This window comes from Prevotella sp. PTAC, assembly GCF_013166535.1.
In the GTDB taxonomy this organism is placed as follows: Bacteria; Bacteroidota; Bacteroidia; order Bacteroidales; family Bacteroidaceae; genus Prevotella.
Map to the genome: position 1 here is coordinate 16,018 of NZ_JABKKK010000003.1, position 21,589 is coordinate 37,606.

The 21,589-nt window shown below is 51.0% G+C and carries 18 protein-coding genes; 11 read left to right on the forward strand and 7 right to left on the reverse strand.

Annotated features, from left to right (window positions below; genetic code table 11):
- Positions 1-270: 270 nt before the first annotated feature.
- From HPS53_RS02865 to HPS53_RS02900, 8 genes are all read left to right on the forward strand, one after another.
- Positions 271-792, forward strand: a complete 522-nt coding sequence (locus tag HPS53_RS02865) for an RNA polymerase sigma factor (protein ID WP_172204242.1) — start codon at positions 271-273, stop codon at positions 790-792.
- Complete coding sequence (locus HPS53_RS02870; RefSeq protein ID WP_172204244.1) at positions 782-1,300, forward strand: hypothetical protein; 519 nt, start codon at positions 782-784, stop codon at positions 1,298-1,300. The genes HPS53_RS02865 and HPS53_RS02870 overlap by 11 nt, the downstream gene beginning before the upstream one ends.
- Positions 1,297-1,806, forward strand: coding sequence for a DUF4252 domain-containing protein (locus HPS53_RS02875; protein WP_172204246.1), 510 nt, complete (start codon positions 1,297-1,299; stop codon positions 1,804-1,806). Before HPS53_RS02870 ends, HPS53_RS02875 begins: the two co-directional genes overlap by 4 nt.
- Before the next feature lie 303 nt (positions 1,807-2,109).
- Entirely contained in the window at positions 2,110-2,850 is a 741-nt protein-coding gene (locus HPS53_RS02880) for a M15 family metallopeptidase (RefSeq protein ID WP_371741758.1), read from the forward strand.
- Complete coding sequence (locus tag HPS53_RS02885; protein ID WP_172204248.1) at positions 2,847-4,097, forward strand: class I SAM-dependent methyltransferase; 1,251 nt, start codon at positions 2,847-2,849, stop codon at positions 4,095-4,097. The genes HPS53_RS02880 and HPS53_RS02885 overlap by 4 nt, the downstream gene beginning before the upstream one ends.
- A gap of 184 nt (positions 4,098-4,281) precedes the next feature.
- Positions 4,282-5,436 (forward strand): N-acetyltransferase, encoded by a 1,155-nt coding sequence (locus tag HPS53_RS02890; RefSeq protein ID WP_172204250.1) that lies wholly within the window; start codon positions 4,282-4,284, stop codon positions 5,434-5,436.
- A 13-nt stretch (positions 5,437-5,449) separates the two neighbouring features.
- The gene (locus HPS53_RS02895; RefSeq protein WP_104369276.1) at positions 5,450-7,405 is read left to right on the forward strand and encodes a DNA topoisomerase IV subunit B; all 1,956 of its coding nucleotides are present in this window, start codon (positions 5,450-5,452) and stop codon (positions 7,403-7,405) included.
- Between the two features lie 119 nt (positions 7,406-7,524).
- Complete coding sequence (locus HPS53_RS02900) at positions 7,525-9,168, forward strand: S41 family peptidase (protein WP_172204252.1); 1,644 nt, start codon at positions 7,525-7,527, stop codon at positions 9,166-9,168.
- A gap of 478 nt (positions 9,169-9,646) precedes the next feature.
- Here HPS53_RS02900 and ybeY read toward each other — a convergent pair whose 3' ends face one another.
- On the reverse strand, positions 9,647-10,072 hold the full coding sequence (ybeY, locus tag HPS53_RS02905) for an rRNA maturation RNase YbeY (protein ID WP_104369274.1): 426 nt from the start codon (positions 10,070-10,072) through the stop codon (positions 9,647-9,649).
- Positions 10,073-10,359: 287 nt separating this feature from the next.
- Between ybeY and HPS53_RS02910 the strand changes: the two genes are divergently transcribed.
- The 3 genes from HPS53_RS02910 to HPS53_RS02920 all read left to right on the forward strand — a co-directional run bounded on the left by HPS53_RS02910 (position 10,360) and on the right by HPS53_RS02920 (position 16,645).
- A complete protein-coding gene (locus HPS53_RS02910; protein ID WP_216651871.1) occupies positions 10,360-13,626 on the forward strand; it encodes a TonB-dependent receptor in 3,267 nt (1,088 codons plus the stop codon).
- Between the two features lie 19 nt (positions 13,627-13,645).
- Positions 13,646-15,502 carry a RagB/SusD family nutrient uptake outer membrane protein gene (locus tag HPS53_RS02915; RefSeq protein WP_104369272.1) on the forward strand — a complete coding sequence of 619 codons (1,857 nt, stop codon included), beginning with the start codon at positions 13,646-13,648 and terminating at the stop codon, positions 15,500-15,502.
- 234 nt (positions 15,503-15,736) lie between these two features.
- Positions 15,737-16,645 (forward strand): hypothetical protein, encoded by a 909-nt coding sequence (locus HPS53_RS02920; RefSeq protein WP_146078672.1) that lies wholly within the window; start codon positions 15,737-15,739, stop codon positions 16,643-16,645.
- 625 nt (positions 16,646-17,270) lie between these two features.
- Here HPS53_RS02920 and coaD read toward each other — a convergent pair.
- The 6 genes from coaD to HPS53_RS02950 all read right to left on the reverse strand — a co-directional run bounded on the left by coaD (position 17,271) and on the right by HPS53_RS02950 (position 21,085).
- Positions 17,271-17,717, reverse strand: coding sequence for a pantetheine-phosphate adenylyltransferase (gene coaD, locus HPS53_RS02925; protein WP_172204256.1), 447 nt, complete (start codon positions 17,715-17,717; stop codon positions 17,271-17,273).
- Positions 17,718-18,111: 394 nt separating this feature from the next.
- Complete coding sequence (gene ruvB / locus HPS53_RS02930; RefSeq protein WP_104369269.1) at positions 18,112-19,140, reverse strand: Holliday junction branch migration DNA helicase RuvB; 1,029 nt, start codon at positions 19,138-19,140, stop codon at positions 18,112-18,114.
- Positions 19,141-19,309: 169 nt separating this feature from the next.
- Entirely contained in the window at positions 19,310-19,408 is a 99-nt protein-coding gene (locus HPS53_RS02935; protein ID WP_158249565.1) for a smalltalk protein, read from the reverse strand.
- 166 nt (positions 19,409-19,574) lie between these two features.
- Positions 19,575-20,027, reverse strand: coding sequence for an HU family DNA-binding protein (locus HPS53_RS02940; protein WP_172204258.1), 453 nt, complete (start codon positions 20,025-20,027; stop codon positions 19,575-19,577).
- A gap of 201 nt (positions 20,028-20,228) precedes the next feature.
- Positions 20,229-20,651 carry a D-Ala-D-Ala carboxypeptidase family metallohydrolase gene (locus HPS53_RS02945; RefSeq protein WP_172204260.1) on the reverse strand — a complete coding sequence of 141 codons (423 nt, stop codon included), beginning with the start codon at positions 20,649-20,651 and terminating at the stop codon, positions 20,229-20,231.
- 11 nt (positions 20,652-20,662) lie between these two features.
- On the reverse strand, positions 20,663-21,085 hold the full coding sequence (locus tag HPS53_RS02950; protein ID WP_104369266.1) for a hypothetical protein: 423 nt from the start codon (positions 21,083-21,085) through the stop codon (positions 20,663-20,665).
- Between the last annotated feature and the right edge of the window lie 504 nt (positions 21,086-21,589).

Genomic DNA, 21,589 nt, shown 5'->3' on the forward strand with positions numbered 1-21,589 from the left:
TTTCAACGATGCATGTCGTTACATGACAACACATCTGCCTGTATAGCTTTTTACCGTTAAACACACGGATAAAGTCACTGATTTAATACTTTCTTCCTCAACACGGAAGAACTAAGATCTCAATATTCACATTATTTAAAGACATATTTCACTGATGGAAGCAACAAAGCGGACAGAGTGCCGGTGGTTTCCTATTGAATAACATTAATATCAAAAAATCACACGGGCGTGTAACTTTTCGCTTCCACAATCGTCATATATACAGAGAGGATGAAAAATATCTGCTTCCGGGACGACGTGTTGCCGTTGAAGAACAAACTCTTCCGGCTCGCTCTCCGCATTACTCTCGATAAAGCGGAGGCGGAAGATGTCGTGCAGGATACGATGATAAAGGTATGGAACCGCCGTGACAACTGGGAACGGATAGAGTCGATGGAGGCATTCTGCATGACGATATGCCGCAACATCGCCCTCGACAAGGTCAAAGCGGCGGCAAGGCGCAATGTCACCATAGACGACAACATTACCGAAGCGCCCGCCGACACGTCTTACGAGGCAAACCCAGAGGAGCAGGCGGTGCAGCGCGACAGAATGGACACGGTAAAAAGGATTATGGACAGCCTGCCGGAAAAGCAGCGCAGCGCCATGCACCTGAGAGACTTCGAGGCAAAAAGCTACAAGGAGATTGCCGCGATACTCGACATTACGGAGGAGCAGGTGAAGATAAACATCTTCCGTGCCCGACAGACAATAAAGCAGAAATATGCAAAAACAGAGAGTTATGGACTATAAGTATATAGAGCAACTGCTCGAACGCTACTGGAACTGCGAGACATCGCTCGAAGAAGAGCAGATACTACGCACATTTTTCAGCCAGAACGACTTGCCGGCTGAACTTGCGCAATACCGGGAAATATTCACGGTGACGGGATGCGGTGACGGCAACGACATGCTGGGCGATGACTTTGATTCCAGAATTCTGGCCGCAATAAACGAGCCGGCACGGGTTAAGGCGCGGACCATAAGCATCAGGCAACGGCTTGCCCCGCTATTCAAGGCCGCGGCCATGGTGGCAATAATAGTGACAATAGTGAATGCGGCCCAGTTCTCTTTCAACAAGCAGGACAACAGCGACGAGATAAACTATGCCGCCTATACCGACACATTCAGTGACCCGGCAATGGCATACGACAACATACAGAACGCCCTCGAACTGGTATCGGAAGGCATGGCGCAAGCCCAACCGGCCGACTCCACAGTCGGAAGCCTTATCCTAAACGACACGACAGACGAGCGATGAGAAGACTGGTTTGCATAATGACGGTGATGGCAACGGCCGTGACGGCACTCGCCCAGAGCGCGCAAGACTTTGCGTCACGGTTCATGCAAATGTGCGACGAGGACACGGCGGTGGTCTGCGTGACGGTAAGCCCGAAGATGATGGAACAGCTCGGCAGGCAAAACGATGCCGAAATAAGCGAGGACATGGCGCAGGCGATACACAAACTGAAAAGCGCGCGCATCGTGACGGCCACCAGCAACAGCGACGTATACTACGACAGGGCGGAGAAACTGCTCGTCAAAAACAACAGACGGTTCCGCAGAAGCAAGAGCTACAACACCCAAAGCGCCCACGGAACGTTCTACACAAGACAGACCAAAAACGGCAATACGGTGGAACTCATACTGCTGCACAACGACACCCGGAAAGGCACAATGGTGATAGTCAACCTGACAGGAGACATCGACAAGGAGTTCATCGACAGCCTGGCAAAGCATTTCGGAGTGAAAACAGCCTGTGCCTGACCGCAAAACAACAAAAGAAATTTCTATGCTTTCTCAATAATAATCATGTTTAGTAAAACAAAAACGAAACTGCGAAGTTTCAAATCTCTCAAATTTTTCATAACATACTAACGTTGAAGAGAGAGCCGCCGGACTGAATTACAGTCGGCGGCTCTCATTGTTTCCGCTTTTTTTCACTACCTTTGCATCCGGTAACGGAAATATGAACACACGACAAAGGAAGCGTAAACACACAGTAAAAGGCGCGTGAGCATGCAGCCAAGGATACATAAGCACGCAACAACCGGAACATAACATCAATATATAATGACACTGAGAGCAATGATAACGGCCCTCGCCGCGGCTTTCGCCATGGCGGCGACGGCACAGCATAAAAGCACCGCGACCGCAAAGGGCAGCGGCGCTTCACGGCAGGAAGCAGCCAAGGCCACAATAAAGGCCTCCACGGCCGGGAGCATCGCCAAGCAGGGCTTTACGGACATAGCGGATATTGACCCTACGATACATGTCAGCCTGATGTACTCTCGGGCCGACAACTTCACGGGACGCATACTCTATGAAGACCTGCGACAGGCATATCTGCACCCTCTGGCGGCAAAGGCCCTCAAAGAGGCGCAACGCCTCTTGAAGAAAGAACGCCCCGACCTGAGCATCAAGGTGTACGACGCCGCACGGCCGATGAGCATCCAACAGAAGATGTGGGACACCGTGAAAAACACCAACCACAGCTTCTACGTGAGCAACCCGAGAAACGGTGGCGGACTGCATAACTACGGACTGGCAGTGGACATAACGCTGTGCAAGGCCGATGGCGACACAATCCCGATGGGAACGAAGATAGACAACATGAACAACCTGTCGCACATCGACAATGAAGACGGGCTGCTCAAAAGCGGAAAAATTTCCCGCGAGGCGTACGACAACCGCCGGCTGCTGCGCAAGGTGATGCGTGCCGCCGGCTGGAAACCGCTCCGCACGGAATGGTGGCACTTCAACCTGCGCACAAGAGCCGAGGCTAAAAAATACTTCAAGGTAATAAAATGACCTGCCGGAAGACAGCTGAGTTCATACAGGCGCATGCCGATGACGACATAAGGACACTGGCACTGAAAGCCGGCGGCCGCGAAGACATCGACCTGCCGTTCGCCCTCGACCAGATAGCGGGCAGGCAGACGGCACGCCGCAAACTGCCGTCGTGGGCCGCTACGGAAGGCATCACCTACCCGCCACACATATCAATGGAGCAATGTTCGAGCGAACAGACCGCCCGATACAAGGCCGATGTGGCACGGCGGATTGCCGGCGGCGGACTGCTGATAGACATCACCGGCGGTTTCGGGGTCGACTTCTCGTTCATGGCACGCGCTTTCGACACGGCGGTATACGTGGAACGGCAGGAGCATCTGTGCGCCATAGCCCAAAAAAACCTTGCCCTGCTCGGTGCCGCCAACTGCCGGATAGTCAACGGCGACGGCGTGGAGCACGTGCGCACGACAACCCGGCATGCCTCGATGATATACGCAGACCCGGCACGCCGCAACAGCAACGGAGGCCGCACATACGCCATCGGTGACTGTACTCCCGACATGACAGAGGTCATGGACACACTGCTCGACAAGACGGACCACGTGATGATAAAGCTCTCGCCTATGCTCGACTGGCACAAGGCTGTGTCCGACATAGGGCGAAACGTGCGCGAAGTACACATCGTATCTGCGGCAAACGAGTGCAAGGAGTTGCTGCTCGTGATATCAAGGGAATGCGACAGGCCGCTGACTGTATTCTGCGCGGACGACGACAATGTGATATCATACACCCCCGAGACCGGTTGCCTCACACCGGCAGAAAGCCCGACACACACGGATGCCCACCCCCAATCGGAAAACGGAGATGGGACCGAAGATAAAACAGACCCCTCACGAGCGCCACTGTTCCTCTATGAGCCGAACGCATCGATAATGAAAGCCGGCTGCTTCGCACTCGTCGGGCGGAGATACGGCGTGCGGCAGATAAGCAAAGACAGCCACCTGTTCATCTCCGACAAGCCCGCCGACAACTTCCCGGGACGTGAGTTCACCGTAGAGGCTATGACCGGAATGAACAAAAAAGAGCTTAAAAAGACTCTCGGCACCGTCACGCAAGCCAACATAGCGACACGGAATTTCCCGCTGTCAGTGGCCGAACTCCGGCGACGGCTGAGACTCAAAGACGGCGGCGACACCTATATATTCGCCACCACAACGGCCGACAGAAAGCACATATTGTTCATCTGCAAAAGAAAAACAACATAAACGAAAAATACCCGTTTTCTTTCTTCGTTTTGATTTTTAGCGTTATCTTTGCAGAAGACAGCCTGCCATTCGACACTGATACACCGGCACCGCGGATGAATTGGAGCCAACGCCGCCACATGCGCGTGCCGCACTGTCTTTCCAAACAGCACACAATATAATAACAAGATAAAAAACGACTGTAATGTCATCTGTAAGAATAGAGAAAGTCACTGACAAGAAGGGATTAAAGACTTTCATTGAATACCACCATGAATTGTATGAAGGCAACGAGTTCGATGCCCCCAACCTGTACTGTGATGACTTTGCCACTTTGAGCAAAGACAAGAACGCGGCGTTCGACTTCTGCGAGGCAGAGTACTTCATCGCCTATAAAGACGGAAAGCCCGCAGGCCGCATAGCGGGAATAATCAACCACAAGGCAAACGACAAATGGGAGCGCAAGAGCGTGCGTTTCGGATGGGTCGACTTCATAGACGACCTTGAAGTGTCGGCCGCCCTGTTCGACACCGTCGAGCAATGGGGCCGAGGCAAAGGCATGACAGAAATAGTGGGACCGCTCGGTTTCACCGACCTTGACCCGGAAGGAATGCTCATCGACGGATTCGACCAGCTCGGAACACAGGCCACAATATACAATTATCCCTACTATCCGGAACACATGGAGAAACTTGCCGGTTGGGAGAAAGACAACGACTATGTGGAATACAAGCTGATCGTGCCCGACGAAGTGCCCGACAAATATGCCAAAATAGCCTCCATGATAGAGAAGCGTTACAATCTGCACGTGAAGAAACTGAAACGCGGCGAGATATTCGGCGCCGACGGTTACGGACAAAAGATATTCGACGTCATAAACGCTACGTTCGGTCACCTGTACGGATACTCGGAACTTTCACAAAGACAGATAGACCAGTACATAAAGATGTACCTGCCCATGGCCGACCTCAATCTCATCACACTGATAGAAGACCGTAGTGCCGACAACAAGGTAGTAGGAGTGGGAATAACCATCCCCTCGCTCACAAAGGCATTGCAGAAATGCCGCAAGGGCAGACTGTTTCCCCTCGGCTGGTGGCACGTGCTGCGCGCCCTGAAATTCCACAAGACAGAGGTTGTGGACCTGCTGCTTGTCGGCGTGCTGCCCGAGTACCGATCGAAGGGAGCCAACTCGCTGCTGTTCGCCGACCTGATACCGTGGTACCAGCGCTACGGCTTCAAATGGGGAGAGACGCACGTTGAGATGGAGACCAACGAAAAAGTGCAGAGCCAGTGGCAATACCTCGAATCCATACTTCACAAACGCCGCAGATGCTACGTGAAAAAGATTACGCTTTAAAAAACAGACATAAATGACCGACAACATAACAGACATAGAAAACGAGCTCGCGCCGCAGACGGAATATACCGACGACAACATCAGGCACCTGTCGGACATGGAGCACGTGCGCACCCGACCGGGCATGTATATAGGCCGGCTCGGTGACGGCAATCTGCCGGAAGACGGCATATACGTACTGCTGAAAGAAGTGATAGACAACTCTATAGACGAGTTCAAGATGCACGCCGGCAACAGGATAGAAATCAACGTGAGCGAAAACCTGTGCGTGTCGGTGCGCGACTACGGCCGCGGCATACCGCAAGGAAAGCTCATCGAGGCGGTGAGCGTGCTCAACACCGGCGGCAAATACGACTCGAAGGCGTTCAAGAAGAGCGTCGGACTGAACGGCGTGGGCGTGAAAGCGGTGAACGCACTCAGCTCGCGTTTCGAGGTACGGTCGTACAGGGACGGCAAGGTGCGCAAGGCGACGTTCGAGCGCGGCTCGCTCACGAGCGACACCACGGAAGACACCGAGGACGAGAACGGCACGTACATATACTTCGAACCGGACAACACGCTGTTCGTCAACTACTCGTTCCACAACGACATAGTGGAGACAATGCTCCGCAACTACACATACCTGAACACCGGACTGGCCATCATGTACAACGGCAGGCGGATACTGAGCCGCAACGGACTCAAAGACCTGCTCAACGACACGATGACCAACGACGGCATATACCCCATCATACACCTCAAAGGCGAGGACATAGAGATTGCCTTCACGCACACCGGACAGTATGGTGATGAGTACCACTCGTTCGTCAACGGACAGCACACCACACAGGGAGGCACACACCAAAGCGCGTTCAAAGAGCACATAGCCAAGACGATAAAGGAGTTCTACGGCAAGAACTTCGAGTACGGCGACATCAGAAACGGACTGGTAGCGGCAATAGCCATAAACGTCGAGGAACCCATGTTCGAGAGCCAGACGAAAATCAAGCTCGGCTCGCTCACGATGGAACCGAACGGCGGGGTGAGCATAAACAAATACGTGGGCGACTTCATAAAGACCGAGGTGGACAACTATCTGCACAAGGCGCCCGACACGGCCGAGGTGATGCTGCAAAAAATCCAGGAGAGCGAGAAAGAGCGCAAGGCCATGGCCGGAGTGACGAAGCTGGCCCGTGAAAGAGCCAAAAAGGCCAATCTGCACAACCGTAAGCTGCGCGACTGCCGCATACATTTCAGCGACGTGAAGAACGAACGCAAGGAGGAAAGCTCGATATTCATCACCGAGGGCGACTCGGCCAGCGGAAGCATCACCAAGAGCCGCGACGTGAACACGCAGGCCGTGTTCTCTCTCCGCGGAAAACCGCTCAACTCCTTCGGGCTGACGAAGAAGGTGGTGTATGAGAACGAGGAGTTCAACCTGCTGCAAGCGGCGCTCGACATCGAGGAAGGTCTCGACACATTGAGATACAACAAAGTCATCGTGGCCACGGATGCCGATGTCGACGGAATGCACATCCGGCTGCTGATAATAACGTTTTTCCTGCAATTCTTCCCCGACCTGATAAAGAAAGGACATGTCTATGTGCTGCAAACGCCGCTATTCAGGGTACGCAACCGCCGCACGAAGATAAAAGACAAGGGCGTGCTCGCAGAGGCGGCGGCAAAAGGCGACGGCAAGAAGAGCGACTTCGTCACCCGCTACTGTTACAGCGAGGACGAGCGGCTCAAAGCCATCGGCGAGCTGGGTCCCGACCCGGAGATAACCCGATTTAAAGGTCTCGGCGAGATTTCGCCCGACGAGTTCGCCAATTTCATCGGTCCGGAGATGCGCCTCGAACAGGTGACGCTCCACAAAACGGACCAGGTGCAGAAGCTCCTCGAATACTACATGGGCAAGAACACACCCGAAAGACAGAACTTCATCATAGACAACCTCGTGATAGAAGAAGACCTCCCGGAAGACGTTTAAAGGTAAAAGGGCAAAAAAGGTAAAAAGGTAAAAAAGCCATGCGGATGGAACATCGGCATGGCTTTCATATACCATCAGAAACAGAATATCATAATAAAAAGACTACACATCAATACATCATGAAACAGAACATAAGCAAATACATCAGCCACACCGCCAAACACCTGCGTGCCATCCCATGGCGAAGAGTACAAGCGTTCTTTTTACCTTTTTACCTTTTTACCTTTTTACCTTTAAACGCCCAGTTGCGCATCAACACGAACAATAACGAGGCGTTGCAGAAGCTCACCATAGCGCACCTCGCGGTGTCAAACCTATATGTAGACAGCGTCGACGAGAACAAGCTCGCAGAAGACGCCATCAAGGGGATGCTCGAAAAGCTCGACCCGCACTCATCATATTCGACACCGAAAGAGGTGAAAGCCATGAACGAGCCGCTCGCAGGCAACTTTGAAGGCATCGGCGTGCAATACAACATGATAGACGACACGCTGATGGTGATACAACCGATAGCTGGCGGCCCGTCGGAGAAAGTGGGTATCATCGCCGGCGACCGCATAGTGACGGTGAACGACACGGCGATAGCGGGAGTGAAGATGAACCGCGACGAGATAATGCGCCGCCTGCGGGGAGCCAAGGGAACGAAAGTGAGGCTCGGCGTGACGCGTAACGGAATAAAGGACAGGCTGGCTTTCACCGTCACCAGAGACAAGATACCGGTGAAGTCTGTCGATGCCACATACATGATACGTCCGGGCGTGGGATACATCAGGATAGGCAACTTCGGAGCCACCACGCACGCCGAGTTCCTGGAGAGCATTGCAAAACTGAACGCGCAGGGCATGAAAGACCTGATACTCGACCTGCAAGAGAACGGCGGCGGCTATCTGCAGGCGGCGGTAGAGATAGCCAACGAGTTTCTGGGCCGCGGCGACCTGATAGTATATACCGAGGGCAGCAAGACGCCCCGCACGGACTACAAGGCGAGGGGCAACGGAGCGTTCATGGACGGGAAAGTGGCGGTGCTCGTAGACGGATACACGGCATCGGCGGCAGAGATTGTCACCGGGGCGATCCAAGACCACGACCGTGGCACGGTGGTGGGACGCCGCACTTTCGGCAAGGGTCTTGTGCAGCGGCCCGTCAACCTGCCCGACGGCTCGATGATACGCCTCACCGTGTCGCACTATTACACCCCGTCGGGACGGTGCATCCAGAAACCATACACCAAGGGTGAGCACAAAGACTACGCCATGGACATGCTCAACCGGCTGAAAAGCGGCGAGCTGACAAATGCCGACAGCGTGCATTTCGCAGACTCGCTGAAATACCGGACACTGAAAAAACAACGCACCGTATACGGCGGGGGAGGCATCATGCCCGACTTTTTCGTGCCGCTCGACACCACACGATTCACCAAGTTTCACCGCGAGCTGGCGGCCAAGGGACTGATAGTGAATGCCAACCTGAGATATATCGACACGCAGCGCAAGAACCTCGTGAAGGCATATCCGACGTTCGAGAGCTTCAAGGCCTCATACAGCATACCGCAAAGCGTGATAGACGGTATAATGGAGGAGGCCGCGAAACAGAACATAAAACCAAAGGACGACGAGGAAAAGAGCACCACCCTCGCCTACCTGAGACTGCAAATGAAAGCCCTCGTGGCGCGCGATCTGTGGGATCTGAACCAATATTTCGACATCATCAACGAGAGCAGCGACATTGTGAAGAAGGGAATAGAAGTGATAACCGGACGTTAGACATGCCTCATATGTAAGAATAAAATCACGGATTTAACACTTCGTTTTCTGTTGAAATAGAAAACGAAGACGATACACACCGATATATAAGACGCGATATGCCGCTTTGAGCCGGATGGCTGAAAGCGGCTTTTTTTTGCGACGGGATGCCAGTTGGAGTGCGTTCGGTTGCCGGTTGCGTCGCGTTTGGATACCCGTCGGCTTCCGTTTAGCGTCTAAATGCGGGGCAACGGGACGCTAAATGGAAAAAATATTTCGGGTTGGTGTGGTAAGTTCGGTAAGGTATGCAGTTATGGCAGGTTTATTTGGTTGATATACAGGCGGTTGCGCAAAACGTCCCATAATCCGCTTATTTTCGGGCAACCGGCCTTTTATTTTGAAACGGGCGAAATACGGAGAGTGTTTTGTAAAAACAATTCAGAACACTCATAAACATAAAGGCCATCAAGCCCGCCAATGGAATTGGAAACAGCGAAAGTCATCTTCCCGCCGGTACAAGCATAGCCAGAGCTTTGTTCTCCTCGGCTTCCATTATCTCACGCTCGCCCGGCCCCTTGTCGTCTATGCCGCACAGATGGAGTATGCCGTGGATAATGACCCGGCGCAACTCGTCGTCATAGTCTTTTCCGAACTGTGCGGCATTGCTTCTCACCGTGTCGAGACTTATCACTATGTCTCCGTTTATGACATCTCCCTCGTCGTAATCGAAAGTGATGATGTCCGTATAGTAGTCGTGGCCGAGATACTCGTTGTTCACTTCGAGTATGCGTTCGTCGCTTACAAACATATACCCGATCTCACCCACCTTGCGCCCGTGCGCCGCTGCCACAGCCTTTATCCATGCGGTGGTATCACGCTTTTTTATGGCCGGCATCTTCACGCCTTCGGCACTGTATGTAATCATTGTCCAATATTAAAATAACACAAAATTATTAATAAATCTTTATCACAAGTATTTCAAGCGCAAAATTAATACTTTAAAAAGAGGTCATGTCTTAAAAAAAGCTAAAATAAAATTTATTGGATAATTTTTTACCTTTGTTATTTTTCTTTTTTGAAACATTAACCTAACTTTGCCACGTGATAATCTATCTACCGAAGAAAACAAACCATGAAAAAATCTATCAAACCTAATTAATAACAATCATTATGAAACAAATCAGGAGAATCTTTACGATTTTGATCATGTCCATGATTTGTGTCCTGGGCTATGCCCAAAAGACCATTCACGGAACGGTCAGGGACGCATCTGGAGAACCGATGATCGGCGTTACCGTCTTTGCGGGCGGCAAGGCAGGTGCCATCACCGACATGGAAGGCAAGTTCACTTTGAACAACGTGTCGCCACAGACAGTATTGAAAATCACGTACATCGGCTATGTGGAGCAAAACATCAAGGTGGGCGAGAAGACACAGGTCAACGTGGTGATGAAAGAAGACAGCAACACACTCAGCGACGTGGTCGTAGTGGGATACGGAACGATGAAGAAATCGGATCTCACGGGAGCGATAGCGTCTGTGAACACCGACAAGCTGAACGCCAAGGGAGCCACCACGGTGATGGAAAACCTGCAAGGCTCCGTGCCGGGCGTGAACATCACACAGACATCGAGCCGTGCCGGCGGAGGATTCAACATCGAGATACGCGGCCAGTCCACACTGGGAAGCAACAAGAGCCCGCTATACGTGGTAGACGGGATAATCTGCGATGACATCAACTTCCTAAACCCGCAGGACATAGAGCGCATCGACATTCTGAAAGACGCCTCGTCGACAGCCATCTACGGATCGCGCGCCACAAACGGCGTGGTGATCGTATCGACAAAGAGCGCGAAGGAACAAGGCGGAAAAGCCTCGAAGCCGACCATAAGCTATGACGGCTACTACGGAGTGACGAAAGCGGCGCGCATGCCCGAGTTCATGACAGCAAGCGAATTCGCGCAGTACCGCCACTTCCGCTACCTCAACCCGGTAGACGCAAAAGGCTCGCAGACACTCAAAGGATACGGAGCGCGGAACTTCTGGGGAATGACCGAGGGCAACTACAAGACCGCCTGGCTGACAAGGGCGACCCTCGACGACTCATACCTGAAATCGGTAATCCGCAACGGCAGCGAGACTGACTGGCAGGATCTCGTGATGCGCACGGCATCGCAGCAGAACCACTATCTCAGCGTGAGCGGCAACAGCGGCGGAAACACCAACTATCACTTCGGTGCCGGATACCAGAAAGAAGAAGGTATCTACAAGGACGACCAGATGGAACGCATCAACCTGAAAGGTACCGTGGACACGAAAATCAACAACTGGATAAGCGCGGGTATCAGCTTCAACGGCGCCTACACCAACCACTCTACCGTGGACGACTCGGCAATAGGACAGGCATTCCGCCTCAACTCGTTCTGCAACCCCTACGACGAGAACGGAAACATTGTTGACTACCCGGGCAAGTCGGAGGCCCTCGGCACAAGCGGCGACCAGTTTACAGGCACGGCCAACCCGATGCTCGACTTCGAGAACTCATCATACAACACCAAGACATACCAGTTTCTCGCAAACCTGTATGTCGAGGTTCGCCCGATAAAGAACCTGTCGCTCAAAACGACATTCTCCCCCAGCTACACCAACTCACGCGCAGGACAGTTCGAGGGCAGCGCCACAGCCGCACGCAACTTCGGCGAAAACCGCGCATACGTGAACAACACGCAGAAGTTCAGTTGGACATGGGACAACCAGGTCAACTACAACCTGAAGATAAAAGACCACAGCATCGGCATCATGGGACTCATAAGCGCAAGCGCTTTCAACCAGGAGAAATATGAGCAGCAAGCATTCGGAGTGGTCGAGCAGGCCATGTGGTACAACCTGTCGCAGGCATCGGGAACGGCATATACAAACGCCTCGGCATACACGGAGTGGAGCATGCTCTCGTATGCCGCACGCCTGAACTACTCATACAAGGACCGCTACCTCTTCACGGGAACCATACGCCGGGACGGCTCATCAAGATTCGCCGAAGGAAACAGATGGGGCTCGTTCCCGTCGGCGGCAGTGGCATGGCGCATCACGGAAGAGCCGTTCATGGAGAAGACAAGCGAGTGGCTCTCAAACCTGAAACTGCGCGCCAGTGTCGGTGTCACGGGAAACAACTATACACAGGGTACCAACTATCCGGTGACAGTATCGGCAAACGGCGGAAACGACTACTACGGATTTGCCGACGGAACAGGCACCACGCCATACTGGCCGGGCGCCCTGGTGAACAAAAACCTCACATGGGAGAAAACCACGGAATACAACGTCGGTGTAGACTTCGGATTCCTCAACGGACGCATCAACGGTTCTATCGACTGGTATACCAAGACAAGCAAGGACCTGCTCATGAGCCGCCAGCTGCCATACGAGACAGGAGGCAACGCGACGGTGATCGACAACATCGGAAAGGTTCGCAACAGCGGCTTTGAAGTGGTGCTCAACACTGTCAACGTAAGCACGAAAGACTGGAACTGGACCACATCGTTCACATTCTCGCACAACAAGAACGAAATTCTCGAAGTGAACGGCGGAAAAGTGGACGACATTGCCAACAGCTTCTTCATCGGAGAGTCGATCAACGCACTATACAACTACACATGGGCGGGCATCGTGAACGATCAGGCCATGACCGTGCCGAACACCAAAATCGCAAAGGACAAGGGATTCACCCCGGGCGAATCGGTGCCGAGCCGCGACTATTACCATACATGCTACGGATGGGGCGAGGGTATGCCGATCATCGCCGACCTCAACGGCGACGGCGTGATAGACCAGCACGACAAGAGCATCATCGGCAAGAGCAACCCCACATGGACAGGAAGCATCAACTCCACACTGACATACAAGAACTGGGATTTCTCATTCTCAATATATACAAAGCAGAACTACAAGGTTTACTCTCCGTTCTACAAACAGTACATGAACTACGGAGACCGCGGCATGCAGCACGCGTACATGGACTTCTACATCCCCGACGGCACACTGCTGAGCTGCGACTACGACGAGAACGGAAACCGCATCAACGAGGTCTACCAGCAGGGTACACACTACGGAGAATATCCTTTCCCGACCAACGAGGCCGCGTCTAACGCAGGAGCCGGTACCTACTGGGCTTCAGGAAACGCGAAAGACGGAGCGGACAACATGGACAAGATGGCTGACGCGAACAGGAAAGGCGCGCCCTACCAGATCGTGGACGGATCTTATTGGAAAGTGAAGAACATCAGCCTGGGATACACATTCCCGAAATCCCTGCTCTCAAAGACGTTCATCAACTATCTGCGGCTGTATGTGAACATCACCAACCCGTTCGTCTTCTCGAAAGACTATAAGGGATTCGACCCTGAATGGGCAGGCGCAAGCATGTCGCAAGGCGGTCCGAGCACAGTGACATATCAGTTCGGAGCAAGCATTAAGTTCTAATTTTAAAATTGAAAAGAATATGAGAAACAAAATATTAATGTCGGCATTGGTAATGGCAGGATGTATCGGACTCACCGGATGCAGCGACTTCCTTGATGCCGAAAACAAATCGAACGTGGAATCTGAAAAATATTTCATGTCGGAAGAGGGCTTCGAGAACCTCAGCACCACCCCCTATTTCAAATTGAGGGCCATATATGACGGTGACCCTGTAAACCTGTTCATCAGCGGAACAGACCTCTACGAGAAAGGACGCTCGAACTATGCCGACGCCGCACTGGCAACATACAAGAACCTGAACGCGGAGAACAAGACGCTGCTCAACTTCTACAAGGCATGCTACGACGGCATACAGCAGTGCAACACCGTCATCGACTATGCAAACAAAGGCGCGGCTGGCAGCAACGTACAGAAAAGACTCAACGAGGCGAAATTCCTCAAAGCCCTTTACTACTACCTGCTGACACAGCAGTTCGGAGGTGTGCCCGTGTCTGACAGCTATATCACAAGCGTGATGACTTCGTTCCCGCGCAAGAGCCAGACAGAGGTATATGGCTATATAATAAACCTGCTGAAAAGCGTGGAAACGGCCAACGCACTGCCGGAAGAAGACCACACCGGACGCGTGTCCATGAGGGCGGTATACAACCTGATGGCCAAAGTGTATCTCGCATGGGGATGGGATACCGGAACGACAGCCAACGACGACGGCAGCAACCTGGCGGTTACCGACCGCACCTACTTCGGGCTGGCGGCACAATATGCCGACAAGGCCATCGCCGGAAAGACGCCATCGCTCTCTTTCAGCGACATGTGGGACGTGAAGAACGACAACAACGACGACATACTCTTCGCCATACAGTACACCCGCGGCATATCGGGACAGGACGAGACCACGACAGGCAACAAGCAGATGGCCCACTTCGGAAACTACTATAACGACGACCTGCCAGAGACAAAGTATACCGACTCGCAATTCCCGGCAAGCGAGAAACTGATATATCTTTTCGAACCGGGCGACGAACGATTTGACGGAACGTTCATGGTAAGCCAGTTGCGCTCGTATATGAGCTGGTACACGGAACCGGTAACGGACAAGACAGAGATCCTTTATTACTTCCCGGCATGGTATACGGACCTCAGCACGCTCGATAAATACAACACAAGCGCGGAAGGACATAAGACGACCAATGTCTACTCGACATCCGATCCCTGCATTTACATCAAGGTGTCTATAAACAAGCGTACAGGCAAAATCACATATACGAAAAGCGAGCAAAGATACTCCGTCAGCCGTACACAGACAAGCCAGACGATATGCGTGCGCAAGTTTGACGACTACGAGTCGAAGAGAAACACGACAAAGGGCGTATCGTTCCACAATATCGTGCTGGCCCACCTGACCGAATCTTACCTCATGGCAGCCGAGGCATACTACATGGCGGGCGACGAGCCGCTATCACTGCAACGCCTCAACGTGGTGCGTGAACGCGCAAAGGCGGAAAAACTGACAAGCTATGCGTCATACAAGCGCCACTATTCAGACGGAACGGCCAACTCGTATAACAACGGCTCCGGCATAGGCAACGTCCCGTTCGAGACAAATCTCGACCCGATCGATGTAATCCTCGATGAGCGCGCACGCGAACTGTGCGGAGAATACTACCGCTGGATGGACCTCCGACGCACCAAACGACTGGTAAGCTACAACGTGAAGCATAACAGCGGCGTGACATCGGCAGACGACATGAAAGGTCCTGACGGAAGAATACGCTGGTTCAGACCGCTGCCGCAGGATGTCATCAACCTCAACGGCGCCATCAGTGAGAAAGACCAGAACCCGGGATACGTGGCTGCAAGCACAGACGGCGAATAGTGCCGAATGCTGACATTGATAGCACAAACCGGAAAACAAACCGTGGGACAACATGGCGGGCGATTGATCCGATGAGACCATCAAGATTAAAATCAATCATATCGGCTCGCATTAGCAGAAAAAAGGAATAAGTACTACTTAGTGAACAACGGCTTGCCGGCAAATTCTCCAAAAAGTGTTGCCGGCAAGCCATATAAATACAATCATTTTATTAACAATCAAAAACAAGTAATTATGAAAAAGAGTTTACTTTTTGCAGCAGCGCTGTTTGCGAGCGTTGCGGTTAACGCCCAATCAGTAAAATGGTCTTGCGAGACCGCTTCTGCCGATGGCAAGAACATGACTGAGGCTGATTACACACTGGATGGCGTGGTAAGCGGCAGCGAATCTATCAAAGCCCATGCCGTTACGGCAGGAACAGGAATAATCTTCCCTCCCACAACATGCCAGAAAAGCCACAAGGACGCAAGTGGAACATCTATCCAATTCGGTTCTGAGGCTACACCGGCTATCATCAAGTGGGTTCCCACATGTGCTTCTGATGCAGCTATTAAGACTATCGACGAGGCTTATGCCGCCGGCCAGTACATTGACTTCAAAATCGAAGAAGGCGATATAAAAAAGGTATTGTCATTGAATAACGTACAGTTCAACGCCACACGTCTCGGTACAGATGCCGTGCGTATCAACGCAAAACTTATCGCGGCAGCCGAAGCCGACTATGAATCAGACTGGCTCATCAACGGTGAAAACTGGGCAACAGTGTCTGACGGAACAGGCGCATGGGTTGAGGCAACTGGCGCAGAAGGAGAAATCGTAGGCGCAGAGCCTTCCCGCGAGGACGCATCAAAACCCGCTTCATGCGATGCCGGTGCCACGACATACACTATCCCGGCACCAGCCGACTTCCCCGAGGACGCATACGAGATTACTCTCCGCATCGTTGTATACGGTATCGGAAACAACAAGGCTGTGGCTTATCAGAACGTTTCGATAAACCTCGGAACAGAAGACGGTATCAACGACATCAAAGCCAATACAGAGAATGTTGACGCTCCGGCATACAACATGGCCGGTCAGCGCGTAAACAACAACTTCAAAGGCCTGATGATCAAGAACGGCAAGAAGTTCATCAACAAATAATGACAAAGACAATAAGTCTTATCGAAAACGTGAAAACGTCATCTTCCGTTGAATGAAGTGCCCGGACAGAAAAACAGGAGAAAACCAATCCGATAAGGAAAAAGCTCCGTAATAATAAGGGAAAGGCATCACATGAACGGTAAATATACTCCATTCAACAAACATAAAAAAGAACTCAATCAAAAAGAAAGGAATGAGGTATACGAACCGTATATCATATATGTTTAACATGTAATGAGGTATCAAGCAGATGTTCGTGGTTAGCAAAATACAGAAGCTGCCAAATATAATACTTCATTGAACGGTATTCTATAAACTTCCGGGGCATGAAATATTCATGCCCCGGAAATGTTTTTATCATATACTCGAAATGTTTTACCGTCATAATAGGCACTATAAAATATTTTGTGTAAATGGAAATACGGGATTCAAGTTTGAATCTCGTATTTTTTATTTTATACATTTGCAAAATGAAGAAAATTTTATGAAAGAAAAGAATCAAGTAGTGCCCGATCATATTAGACCGAAAATATATCCTTACCCCCCCCAAAAAAAAATCTCAATGCTTCAAATAACACACACTCATGCCCATTTCATAAGCATTCATACATAAAAGAAGCATCTGTCAGCGCCGCGGCAGGAACTCACTTACATCACGCCCGAAGTGCATAAGTTCACGCACTACACTGCTACTGACACTCGCCAGGTGTGGCTCGGCATAGAAAAGAACCGTCTCTATATTACCAATTCTGAGGTTGATATCAGCCTGCTCACGCTCATACTCAAAGTCACGCACACTTCGCACTCCCTTGATTATAAAGCCAGCACCCTCATTCCTGGCAAAGTCTACCGTGAGATTGGAATACGACTTAACCTCTATCTTCGGCTCATCTGCATATAGAGCGGCAATATCAGCCACCCTTTTCTCCGGTGAATGCATATATTTCTTGTTCTCATTCACCCCTACACCGATTATAATCTTGTCAAAAATAGGAAGCGCACGCCTCACTACTGAGTCATGTCCAATGGTAAACGGGTCGAAACTGCCCGAATATATCGCCGTTTTAAACATAAATTTTTATGATATTTACTTAGTGAAACAAGGGTAATTAAATTGTAAATCCGAAGTATCAAGAGACCTCTTGCCTATATTATCTGTCATGAATCAAGTCAAATGACAACAGTGAAAAGCACAGAATAATGAACTTTGAGATATTATTTATCTATTACTTAACGTCCCGCATCTCTGTATTTCCATATTTACCAAAAGAATATATCACACCAACCGTAATCCCATATCATACGTATCCCTCGGACAGATATTGCGACACCATGAATATCGCATGCCAATCATCCTTCTGCGTGATACGCTCTTAGTTCCGAACTTTTCATATCAAATCTTTCATTACAACCTTTCATGCTTCTGGGACAATCACTCACGACTCCCATATTATCTCCCGACTTAGTCAGAACAGTTCCGGATGCATGATGTTTCCGGTGTAAGGATTACGCCCGAAATGACGGTAAGCCAGTTCGGTTACCATACGTCCGCGCGGAGTCCGCTTTATGAAACCCTCCATTATGAGATACGGTTCGTATACCTCCTCCACCGTACCGGAGTCTTCTCCTATCGCTGTGGCAATGGTACTGATGCCCACCGGGCCACCCTTGAACTTGTCTATTATAGTCAATAAAATCTTATTATCTATCTGATCAAGCCCATACCGGTCAATGTTCAGTGCAGAGAGACTCATCGTCGTGATACCAAGGTCAATGCGTCCAGTGCCTCTCACCTGCGCAAAGTCACGCACACGGCGCAGCAAAGCGTTGGCTATACGCGGCGTACCTCGGCTGCACCTGGCTATCTCCATGGCCGCATCGTCATATATCGGCACCCGAAGAATATCTGCCGAGCGCTTTATTATCTTCGTCAGCGTATCCGGGTCATAATATTCAAGATGCATGTTTATACCGAAACGGGCACGCAACGGCGCCGTGAGAAGTCCGCCACGCGTTGTAGCTCCCACGAGTGTAAACGGGTTCAGGTCTATCTGTATAGAGCGCGCCGACGGTCCTTTGTCTATCATTATGTCTATCCGATAGTCTTCCATGGCAGAGTACAGATATTCCTCCACCACAGGCGACAATCGATGTATCTCGTCGATGAACAGCACATCGTTGCGTTCGAGCGAGGTCAGTATTCCAGCCAGATCGCCGGGCTTGTCGAGCACCGGCCCGCTCGTTATCTTAAATCCCACTCCAAGCTCATTAGCGATAATATTGCTCAGTGTTGTCTTTCCCAGTCCGGGAGGTCCGTGGAGCAAGGTATGGTCGAGCGGCTCACCACGATATTTGGCGGCCTCGACAAACACTTCGAGATTCTCCACCACCTTCTGCTGTCCGCTGAAATCACCAAACCGCAACGGCCGCAATGCATTCTCAAAGTCTTTCTCTGCCGAAGCCCGTTCCTGCCTTATGTCAAAATCTTCGTTCATCCGTTTGTCCGTGTATATCTTAGAACTGCAAAGTTAGCACTTTTTTTAAAGGTAAAAAGGTAAAAAGGTAAAAAAGTAAAGAAGCTAAAGCTGTGATTTACCGTATTTACCACTTTCACCATTTTACCCTTTAAGTTCTAAGTTTCCTTGATATATCTTTTTCTCACCTCTATACGTATGTCGCACCGAGGGCACCGAGCAGTGCCGTGGCCACGGTTGCTATCACTTTTATTATCAACTTGATGTTCTTTATGGTTATCTTACTCATTTTTGTGTCGTTGTTTGTCATGGTATTCTTTTTCACTGAGCGTGGCGGCTCATGCCTAAAACAATCTCGCCGCCACGCATTTATTATCCCGCTTCCGTCCTGAAAGACGGACATTCACTGCCGACCGGCATCAAAACCGTCTTCCAGCATACCGTGAGTCTCATCGTCATACCGCGGGTACGTCAGCCCCGGCGGTCTCTTTCATCACGGTGTTCTTTGGCAGCTCGGCTACCTTGCATCCTTCGAGAAACGCCTTCACCCGTCTGCCTTCCTTGGATATCTTCACCTCCGGCTGGAATATAATGTGTATGTCGCGAAGGTTCTGGTTCACACCGAAATCTCTCACCGTTTCACTCGGCGATGTACTGATGCCGAGCTTGAACGAACCGAAACGGTCGAGTTTCACCCTCTTGGAGTCTTGCAACTCTTTTCTCATCGTCACCACCAGTTCACTGATCACCGCGAGAATATCCGCCCGCTTCACCGTACAGTTGGCCTCTATGGTGTCTGCCAGTTGGTCGGTAGTCACGGTATCGAGCACCACCGCCCTGCCATACCACTTATTGAAAAAAGCGCTTTTCTTGTTTTTGTTCTGATAAAGTCTGTAATGTACTGCCATAGTTTTTGTTCCTTTCCTTAATTTTAAAATGGTTAATGAAAAATTGTTGTCGCTTGTCTTTCCGGAAGACATTGCAAAGGTAGTGAATTTTAAACCCTTTGTCAAGCGTTATCACGATACACATCGGCCTACTCTTCCCGATAGCATGCCGGCCGTCCGGCATCCGGCCGCTCTCCGGCATCTGAAAACATGCCGTCTCCGTCAGCACCGCACGGTCTGTGCCTGCCTTCGGTTTGTGCGCCGCGCGGTATATGAAATGTGCAGCCAGCGGCATCCGTTGCTCATCCTGTGCTCAAAAAGCATCTGGTCGAAGTCCAAGTGCTTCCGCACGAAGTCATATATCTTCATCCCCGTCTCCATATCTGATATATGTATGTCCGCCGCCTCTCCCCTCATGTGCTGCGAGGATGGTGCCCCTCCCACGGCTTTGTTTAGCTCCCGCGAGCGGTATCCGCTCGAAATCCTCGTCACCCCGAACCGCCGACGTATCGGTTCGAGCACATTCTCGCACAGCAGGCACATCCGCTCTATGTCCTCCACTGTCGGCGTGTTGTCTATTCTCCGGCTTATCGCCACGCCCGAGCGTATCATCTCTTCGAGCGAAAAGTGTGTTGTCAGTTTCATGGTATCTGTTTTTATTTGATCACTTTACTTGAAAGCGGTTTTTCCACGGCCGAGTGAAACATTTGCCGCATATATCTGTATATCAATGAGTTCTTCCGCACTCCCTTCCGCTGTGCGGCCTGATATGCGCATCCGGCCGGATTGCGCGGCCGCTTTACGTGCAGCGTATCGCAAATACCGGTCACCAACTGCGTGAATGTGCACGTGTTTCCCTCCGAGTCGCATATCGTGCCCTGCGTGTATGCTATGTGTGTCGCCTCCATCAGGTCGGTCACCGTTCCCGTCCACCTTGCCCCCTCGTCAGGATCAAGACTCAAAAGAGCCACAAACTCCTCCGTAATACGTTCGCGAGCCTCCCTTTCCTGTCGCGCTTCGATAGCCCTGCGGCTTTCGTCGCCGGCTTTGACGTGTGTGTTGTTGTAGTAAATCATCATTGTCCTTAAATTATTAAAGTTACCTTCATACATTCCGCCGCATCATCGGCAGACGCTTTCTAAGAGTCGCATGCCACTCTGTTTTTGTTTTTGATATCGATTGCAAAAGTAATACGCCGAGATGCACATATAGTTCACTTTTTATTCTTTATGGTTAAATTTATTAAACATAAAGTACGTTTGCGCATGTTTATTCACCGGCAGTCGCATATTGATTAGAGTCCATTTCTACCGGTTTATTGCCGGCCGTGAATTGACAAAAGCACAAAAACAGTACAGACAGTTTGCAAAAACGGTATAAATATGCAAAAACACCGACCGACATGTTGCATTGAATCCTCCCGTCACGGTGCATCCATAGTTTTCTTGCCCATCAACGGCATGCCCGACACGCTACGTCCGGACACCGCCGCAAACCGTTTGTCCGTCAGATTCGGCACTGCCGTTATCTAAATGCAATTCAACGGATTGCATACACAACAAAGGCGCAACCGGATGATTTTT

Excerpts from the sequence above, each read along its gene's own strand:
- HPS53_RS02865 (WP_172204242.1), top strand. The coding sequence starts at position 271 with ATGAAAAATATCTGCTTCCGGGACGACGTGTTGCCGTTGAAGAACAAA.
- HPS53_RS02870 (WP_172204244.1), top strand. The coding sequence starts at position 782 with ATGGACTATAAGTATATAGAGCAACTGCTCGAACGCTACTGGAACTGC.
- HPS53_RS02875 (WP_172204246.1), top strand. The coding sequence starts at position 1,297 with ATGAGAAGACTGGTTTGCATAATGACGGTGATGGCAACGGCCGTGACG.
- HPS53_RS02885 (WP_172204248.1), top strand. The coding sequence starts at position 2,847 with ATGACCTGCCGGAAGACAGCTGAGTTCATACAGGCGCATGCCGATGAC.
- HPS53_RS02890 (WP_172204250.1), top strand. The coding sequence starts at position 4,282 with ATGTCATCTGTAAGAATAGAGAAAGTCACTGACAAGAAGGGATTAAAG.
- HPS53_RS02895 (WP_104369276.1), top strand. The coding sequence starts at position 5,450 with ATGACCGACAACATAACAGACATAGAAAACGAGCTCGCGCCGCAGACG.
- HPS53_RS02900 (WP_172204252.1), top strand. The coding sequence starts at position 7,525 with ATGAAACAGAACATAAGCAAATACATCAGCCACACCGCCAAACACCTG.
- ybeY (WP_104369274.1), bottom strand. The coding sequence starts at position 10,072 with ATGATTACATACAGTGCCGAAGGCGTGAAGATGCCGGCCATAAAAAAG.
- HPS53_RS02910 (WP_216651871.1), top strand. The coding sequence starts at position 10,360 with ATGATTTGTGTCCTGGGCTATGCCCAAAAGACCATTCACGGAACGGTC.
- HPS53_RS02915 (WP_104369272.1), top strand. The coding sequence starts at position 13,646 with ATGAGAAACAAAATATTAATGTCGGCATTGGTAATGGCAGGATGTATC.
- HPS53_RS02920 (WP_146078672.1), top strand. The coding sequence starts at position 15,737 with ATGAAAAAGAGTTTACTTTTTGCAGCAGCGCTGTTTGCGAGCGTTGCG.
- coaD (WP_172204256.1), bottom strand. The coding sequence starts at position 17,717 with ATGTTTAAAACGGCGATATATTCGGGCAGTTTCGACCCGTTTACCATT.
- ruvB (WP_104369269.1), bottom strand. The coding sequence starts at position 19,140 with ATGAACGAAGATTTTGACATAAGGCAGGAACGGGCTTCGGCAGAGAAA.
- HPS53_RS02935 (WP_158249565.1), bottom strand. The coding sequence starts at position 19,408 with ATGAGTAAGATAACCATAAAGAACATCAAGTTGATAATAAAAGTGATA.
- HPS53_RS02940 (WP_172204258.1), bottom strand. The coding sequence starts at position 20,027 with ATGGCAGTACATTACAGACTTTATCAGAACAAAAACAAGAAAAGCGCT.
- HPS53_RS02945 (WP_172204260.1), bottom strand. The coding sequence starts at position 20,651 with ATGAAACTGACAACACACTTTTCGCTCGAAGAGATGATACGCTCGGGC.
- HPS53_RS02950 (WP_104369266.1), bottom strand. The coding sequence starts at position 21,085 with ATGATGATTTACTACAACAACACACACGTCAAAGCCGGCGACGAAAGC.